General features: G+C 72.1%; 4 protein-coding genes and 1 pseudogene. 2 read left to right on the top strand and 3 right to left on the bottom strand.

The annotated features are described in order from the left end of the window. Positions 1 to 297: 297 nt before the first annotated feature. Positions 298 to 429, bottom strand: a pseudogene (locus WI697_RS22975) (ISAs1 family transposase); the annotation flags it as partial. A 102-nt stretch (positions 430 to 531) separates the two neighbouring features. On the opposite strand from WI697_RS22975, the gene WI697_RS22970 reads away from it, so the two are divergent. Next, a complete protein-coding gene (locus tag WI697_RS22970; protein ID WP_345960043.1) occupies positions 532 to 2,163 on the top strand; it encodes an alpha/beta fold hydrolase in 1,632 nt (543 codons plus the stop codon). A gap of 281 nt (positions 2,164 to 2,444) precedes the next feature. Continuing rightward, positions 2,445 to 3,752, top strand: a complete 1,308-nt coding sequence (locus WI697_RS22965; RefSeq protein ID WP_385998803.1) for a vWA domain-containing protein — start codon at positions 2,445 to 2,447, stop codon at positions 3,750 to 3,752. 136 nt (positions 3,753 to 3,888) lie between these two features. Here WI697_RS22965 and WI697_RS22960 read toward each other — a convergent pair whose 3' ends face one another. Together WI697_RS22960 and WI697_RS22955 are read right to left on the bottom strand one after the other, a co-directional pair. Then, entirely contained in the window at positions 3,889 to 4,356 is a 468-nt protein-coding gene (locus WI697_RS22960) for a papain-like cysteine protease family protein (protein ID WP_345960041.1), read from the bottom strand. After that, the gene (locus tag WI697_RS22955) at positions 4,356 to 6,665 is read right to left on the bottom strand and encodes a tetratricopeptide repeat protein (RefSeq protein WP_345960040.1); all 2,310 of its coding nucleotides are present in this window, start codon (positions 6,663 to 6,665) and stop codon (positions 4,356 to 4,358) included. Before WI697_RS22955 ends, WI697_RS22960 begins: the two co-directional genes overlap by 1 nt. Position 6,666 lies beyond the last annotated feature (1 nt).

The raw sequence follows: 6,666 nt of genomic DNA, 5'->3' as shown, positions 1-6,666 counted from the left end.
CAAAGACTTCGAGAACCTCTCACGGATGGCTTTGGCATTCCTCCGCCTCGCGATGATCCGGATCATGATGCGCAGAATCGCAAGGAGCCGGAAATCATAGATAACTTCTCGGACGGACTCTGAGAGGTGAACTGCACGGCGCTTATTGTTCGTCGATTTCCAGCAGCCCACTGGAACCGGCGCCCCGCCGACAGGGCTATCGCATGACGAACCGGGTAAAGGCTTCAGCGGACAAGCAGGTGGAGGAGAGGTAATAGCGGGTGGATGTGCCGGTCTTTCCGTCCCGCTCGACGGTGGCGGGGCGGTTTTCTTCAGCGAGAAGAGGTAGTCGCCGCCGCGCTCCGGCACGAGGCGTGCCGTTTCGCTCTGACAGTGGGTCGCGTCAGCGGTGACGAACATGCCTTTCAGGTCGATGATGGCGAGGAGGGCGGGCGGCGGTGATCTCGTTGCCCCCCAATCCCGGCCATGTCATCCACCCCCGCCCTGATATAGACTGAGCCGATCTCCACCATCTGCGGGGCAGGGCGGCGCATGACCGCGGATGCGGCCGGACCGGCACGGAACACACCCATTCAGGCTCCCCCCATTCAGAGCACCGAGGCCGCCTATCGGCGGCTGGTGGATCTGATTTCCGATGTGCTGGAAGGCCGCGGCGGGCTCGACCGGCTGTCGATGATGATGGGCGACGTGCCGGCGATCTTCGAGGCGATGGGCGCGGCCGGCTTCGCCGATGAAGGCGTGATGCTGGTGCTGGATCCCGCCGGGCGGGTGCTCAGCCGCAATGCCGCCGCCGCGCGGCGTCTGGCGCTGGAGGTGGGCGACGAGCTGGGTGCGGTGGTGCTGACGCCCGGCAGCCATGCCGCCTTTCTTGAAACCGTCCGCCGCACGGGCGAGGCCGGGGCGCTGTTCGTGGCCGACATGCGCGAGCGGACCCTGCTGCTGGCCGGCATGGCGCCGGAACGCGGCGGCAATATCCTGCTGGTCGAATGCCGGCGTGGCCAGGACACCGCGCTGGAGGCGCGGCTGACCGCGGTTTTCGGGCTGATCCCGTCCGAGCTGCGGGTGCTGTTCGCGCTGATGGACGGCCGCGATATCGAGGCGATCGCCGCCGAGACCGGCCGCAAGCCGGCGACCATCCGCCAGCTGGTCAAGGCGGTGCTGGCCAAGATGGGCGTGCACAGCCAGACCCAGGCGGTGGCGCTCGCCTATTCGCTGATGCTGACGGCCGAACGGTTGAGCGACAGCGGCCCGCGCCTCCACGCCCCCTCGGCCGCGTCCCTGCTGGAGCCGACCGCCGATGGCCCCGTGCCGGTGCACCGTTTCGGCCGGCCGGGCGGGTTTCCGGTGCTGCTGCTGCACGGCGCGCTGTTCGGCATCGCCGCCCAGCCCGACATCCGCCATGCCGCCCGAACCCTGGGGCTGGATGTGATCGCGCCGGTCCGCCCCGGCTATGGCGCGGCGCCGCTGGCCCCGGGGGCCGATCCCCTGAAGCTTTCCGCAGCACGGATCGACGCTATCCTGGATCGCCAGGGCATCACGCGCGCCGTGGTGGTGGCCCACGATATCGGTACCCGTTTCGCGATCGATTTTGCCCTGCGTCGCCCCGACCGGGTGGCGGGGATCGTGGCCGCCCCGGCCACCCCGCCGATGCGCGGCTGGGCCCAGACCTCCGACATGCCGCTGCGCCACCGGGTCAATGCCTGGGCCTCGCAGAAAATGCCGGCGCTGATGGATAAGATCGTCGGGCTCGGCATCACCCAGGTTGCGCGCAAGGGTGTGGATCTGATCCCCGGCCTGGTGTTCAGCGACTGCGATTTCGACCGCGACCTCTGGTCCGATCCGCGCTTCGCGCCCTCGCTGCAGGAAAGCTTCGCCCTGGTGTCGGGCCAGAAGGGGCTGGGCTTTCGCCACGACATGCGGCTGACCAACGAAGACTGGAGCGATCTGGCGCCACGCGTCCCCTGCGAGGTGCTGCTGCTGCATGGCGAGCGCAGCCAGACCGTGTCGCGCCAGGCCGTGAGCGATCTGGCCGGCCTGCTGCCCGCCGGCCGCTTCCAGCCGGTCGGCGATGCCGGCCACACCCTGCCGCTCAGCCATGGCGACATGGTGTTCCGCCAGGCGCTGCTGCTCGCCGGCCGGGCGGGCCTCTCCGAACGGTTCTAGCCGTCTGAACGGGGCTGCCAACCCGCCACCCCCTCTCATCTGCCGTCCCCCTCTCATCTGCCGTCCCCCTGTCATCTGCCATCCCCTGCCATGTGCCATCCCCCTACCATCTGGTAGTGTGCCCTTTCCCCGATCATCGTTAATTTTCCGTCAGCGGCCGCAGCAAGCCGGCCGGACCGGCACAACGGGCAGATCGGGAGCAAATGCGCATGAAGCCTGCCGCACGAACACGCGGCATGCATGCGGCCGCACTTGGCCTCATGCATGCGATGGCGATCGGGATGTGTACGATCGCACCAGTCGACCCGGCGGGGGCGGCGGATGCAGCACCCGGGGGCCCGGCCACGATCGTGGTGATGGACGGCTCGGGCTCGATGTGGGGGCAGATCGACGGGCGGCCGAAGCTCGAAATCGCCCGCGAGACGGTGGCCGCGGTGCTGGAGGGCGTCGATCCCGCGCGCAGCCTGGGCCTGATCGCCTATGGCCATCGCCGCAAGGGCGATTGCGCCGACATCGAACTGCTGGTGCCCCCGGCCCCCGGCACCGCCGGCGCCATCCGCCAGGCCGTGGACGGGATGCGTTTCCTGGGCAAGACGCCGCTCTCCGCCGCCGTCCGCCAGGCGGCCGAGGCGTTGCGTTATACCGAGGACGCCGCCACCGTGGTGCTGGTCACCGACGGGCTTGAAACCTGCGCCGCCGACCCCTGCGCCCTGGGTGCCGAGCTGGAAGCGGCGGGCGTCGATTTCACCACCCATGTCATCGGCTTCGGCCTGACGAAGGAAGAAGGGGCGGGCGTCGCCTGCCTCGCCGACGCCACCGGCGGCCGCTATCTCGAAGCGTCCGACGCCGCGACGCTCGCGACCGCTCTGGCCGAGACGGTTGCAGCCGGATCTGCCCCCGAAACCCCGGCTCCCAGAACCCATTTCCCCGGCGCCGTGATGATGCCGGATATCGCGCTGGAGCCGACCGGCCAGACCTTCGGCCCGGATGCAGAGGCGCCGGCCGATCTGCCGTTCCCGCCCGAGGGCAGCATCGCCCGGTGTGCGGCGAGCTGCGAGGGTGACAGGCTCTGCGCCGCCTGGCGCTACGAGCCCAGGGGCAGCTATTTCGTCGAGCATGCCCGCTGCTTCCGCTTCGCCTACGATGCCGAGATGGACATGCGGGACTATGATCCCTCGGAAGGTTGGGCCTCGGGCATGAAGCCGGATGCCGAGCTGCTGGTCCGGCCCTACAAGCCGGCGGAGGAGGCTGTCTCCAGCCCCGTCCCGGTGGTGATCCGGATCGGTGAGACCCATGCCGGCCTGCCGGTCGGCTGGTCGGCGGTGCCGCTGGACGGCCAGGCGGCCGAGGCGGTGGCAATGCCCGAGGCGATTATCGGCGACTGGCAGACCACGCTCGAACCCGGCGGCTGGCAGGTAGAGGGGGAGGCCCCGACCGGTGCCCGCTTCACGGGGCGCATCGAGGTCGCGGCCACCGAGGCCGGCGCCGCCCAGGTCTTCGATCTGCCGCAATCCCGGAAGCCGACGCTCGAAACCGACGGGATGGGCGAGGACGCAGCCGCCCCGGCGGGCGGGGAGGCTCCGCGATGATGGGCCTGCTGCAATGGTTCGTGTTCTTCTGGGTGCTGCTGATCTGCATCGCCTCTCAGGCCTGAACCGCACTCGGCCTGAACCGCACTCCGCCTGAACCGCACCCGGCCTGAACCGCACCCGGCCGGGGCCGCGATCAACCCGGCGGACCGGTCAGGAAGCTGCGCCGCCACGACCACCAGCCGCCGGGGTCGGCCACCAGCTCGGCCAGCGGCATCAGGCTCCGGCCGCTGCGGGGGTCGTCTACCTGCACCCGGTCATCGGCGGCGATGCCGGAAATCGCCACCAGATGGGCGCCGCCGAACCCCAGCGCGATCTCGGCCGCGATCACCCGGCCGGCGGTGATCTCGGCCCGGATTTCCTCTGCCGTCAGCGGCCGGTCGATCTGCGCCTTCAGCAGGCCCAGCGCCTGAAGCACCGCCTCGGCCGGGGCCGGTTTCGGATCGAACCGGCCGAAGATCCGGATCACCAGATCCCGCTGCCCCGGCGCATCCTCCAGGCCGTAATGGGCGGCAAGGGCACTGCCCAGCGCCGCCCAGCACAGGCAGGGCGCGATCTGCGGTTCCAGCCGGAAGGCCAGATGGCAGCTCCGGGGCGGGGTCATCAGATCCCGTCCGGCACCGCAACCGCCAGCGCGCCGCAGGCCTCCAGCCGGCGCACCGCCGCCAGCAGCACCGACCGGTCCAGCCCGGTCCGCGCCTGCAGATCGGCGAAGACCAGGCCATCGGTCGCGGTCAGGGCCGTGGCGGCCGGGTCGTCCGCCGCCACCACCAGCTGCGGCCGCACCCGCCGGAACCGCACCGCCAGCCGGCCGTCGGCCGCGCGGTCGATGGCATCGATCCCCGGCCCCGGCCCGACCCGGCAGCGGTCGAGCAGATCCGCCGCCTGCGCCGCCGTCAGCACCAGATCCCGGTTGCGGAAGCGCAGCCGGGTGCAGCCCTGGCGCAGGGCCAGGCCGATCAGCTCGGGCAGCCGCACCGGCATGTCGGTGCCGAAGCCGCCATCGACCAGGATGCAGGCATCGGCCGGCGCCATCGGCGCCGGGCTCAGCCGGGCCAGGATCCGCGCGGTAAGCGCCCCCAACCGGCCGCCGTCGCGCCCCGCCTCTGCCCGCCCGGGCTGGTCCTCGCCCGTGGGGCGCGGGCGGATCAGCACCCCCCAGCCGGGGCCGCCCCAGGCGGTGCACCCGGAGGTGTTCCCCTCCGCCCGCCGCCATCTCGGGCCGTCCTCCGCCGGGTCGCGGGCCAGGTCGTCGAAGGGCGGGCCGATCCTCTCCAGCAGCGCGGTCAACCGGCCCAGCAGATGATCGTCGACCCGGGCGACCAGCTCGCCGCCCGGAACCGCCCCCATGGCGCGGGCCACCCGCGGGGCCAGGGCTTCGGGCACGGTCATGGACAGCCAGTGCAGGGCCGCGCGCAGGGTGGTGATCAGGGCTTCGGCAATCCGCCCCTCGGCCTGTTCCAGCCCGGCCTGGCAGACCGCCAGATAAAGCTGGTCGCTTTCCGAACGCAGGCCCAGCGTGATCGCGAAGGCGCGCTCGTAACAGGCCCGCGCCTCGGGGATCTGGCCGGCCTGACGGTGCAGCCGGGCCAGGTTGATGGCGTTGATATAGCCGAGATGCCAGTCCGGCGGGTCGAAGCCGCGCAGCCGGGCCTCGATCTGGTGCTCGAAGGCGAAGGCATCGTCGATCCGGCCGGTGCGCAGCTTCGCCAGCGCCGAAATGTTCAGCAGATACAGCCACATCGGGTCGCGGTCGGCCGGCGTGGCCAGGGCGCGGGCCTCGCCGAACAACCGGTCGGCCTCGGCCGGCCGGCCGGTCATCACCAGCCCCCAGGCCTTGGCGGTGGCAAGCTCGCGGCGAAGCGGCGCCGACAGGCCCGGCTCGGGATCGGGCCGGTCGGCGGCGCCGGCGAAATCCATCACCGCGATCCGCATGGCCTGGGCCTGCGCTTCCAGCGCGCCCCGGGTTTCGGCATCCGCCGTGGCGGGCAGGGCCGCCTCGATCAGCCGCAGCGACTGGCGCCAGCCGCCCTCGGCAAAGGCCGCCGCGGCGCCGGCCGACAGGATCTCGGGCCGCCGGTCCGCAACCGGCTTCAGGGCCTCGGTGCGGGCGCGCCGCCAGAGCGGCGGGTTCGCCGGCACCCCGGTGCATCCGGCTGCCGCCGCTGCCCGCGCGCCGGGCAGGATCAGCGCCGCCCCGGCCAGGCCGGCGATGGCGGGCAGCACCGGCCAGTTGCCGCCCGGTGTTGCATCGGGCAGATCCTCCGGCCGGGAAAGACCTGGCCAGATGAGACCGGGGCAATCGGGATCCGCCGGCTGCGCCACCGTCGGGGCGACCGGGCCCTCGGCCGCGATCACCGCGATCGGCAGTTCGGCCGGCGCAAGTTCGTCGGCAGAAACCGGGCCTTCGGCGGGAACCGCCACCGCCACGGTCAGCTCGCTCAACCGGTTCAGCAGCCGCAGCAGCCACAGATCTTCGGCCATCCAGCCGTGATCCGCCGCCGGCCCGGCGATCAGGATCGCCCCCACCCCCTGCCGGCGTGCGGCGTCGGCGATCGCCAGCGCGGCATGATGGGCGGCGAGCACGGTGGCGTCGCCCATGGTCTCGCGGTCGATCAGTGCGGCCACCACCCTCTCGGCCGGCGGGCCTCCGGCAGCCTCTCCGGGGACGGGGCCCTGATCGCCCGGAAGATCCAGCCCCAGCTGCCGCCCCAGCTCGCGGGCCAGCCAGTGCCCCCGCCAGCTGCCCAGGCTCAGATCCGCCACCAGCAGCGGCCCGGCGCCGGCCAGCCGGCCGGCCAGACGGCAGAGATCGGCATCGGTTTCGCAGACCACCACAAAGGCCGGGTGCGGCGCGGGGGCGGGCGGTATCGGGCCGGACCGTGCCGAGGCGGGGGTGCGATGGCTGTCCACG

This window comes from Tistrella mobilis (assembly GCF_039634785.1).
In the GTDB taxonomy this organism is placed as follows: Bacteria; Pseudomonadota; Alphaproteobacteria; order Tistrellales; family Tistrellaceae; genus Tistrella; species Tistrella mobilis.
This window is presented reverse-complemented; position numbering and strand designations above follow the sequence as displayed.

Bases quoted from the DNA above. Each gene is read 5' to 3' on its own strand.
- WI697_RS22970 (WP_345960043.1), top strand. From the start codon at position 532: ATGACCGCGGATGCGGCCGGACCGGCACGGAACACACCCATTCAGGCT.
- WI697_RS22965 (WP_385998803.1), top strand. From the start codon at position 2,445: ATGTGTACGATCGCACCAGTCGACCCGGCGGGGGCGGCGGATGCAGCA.
- WI697_RS22960 (WP_345960041.1), bottom strand. From the start codon at position 4,356: ATGACCCCGCCCCGGAGCTGCCATCTGGCCTTCCGGCTGGAACCGCAG.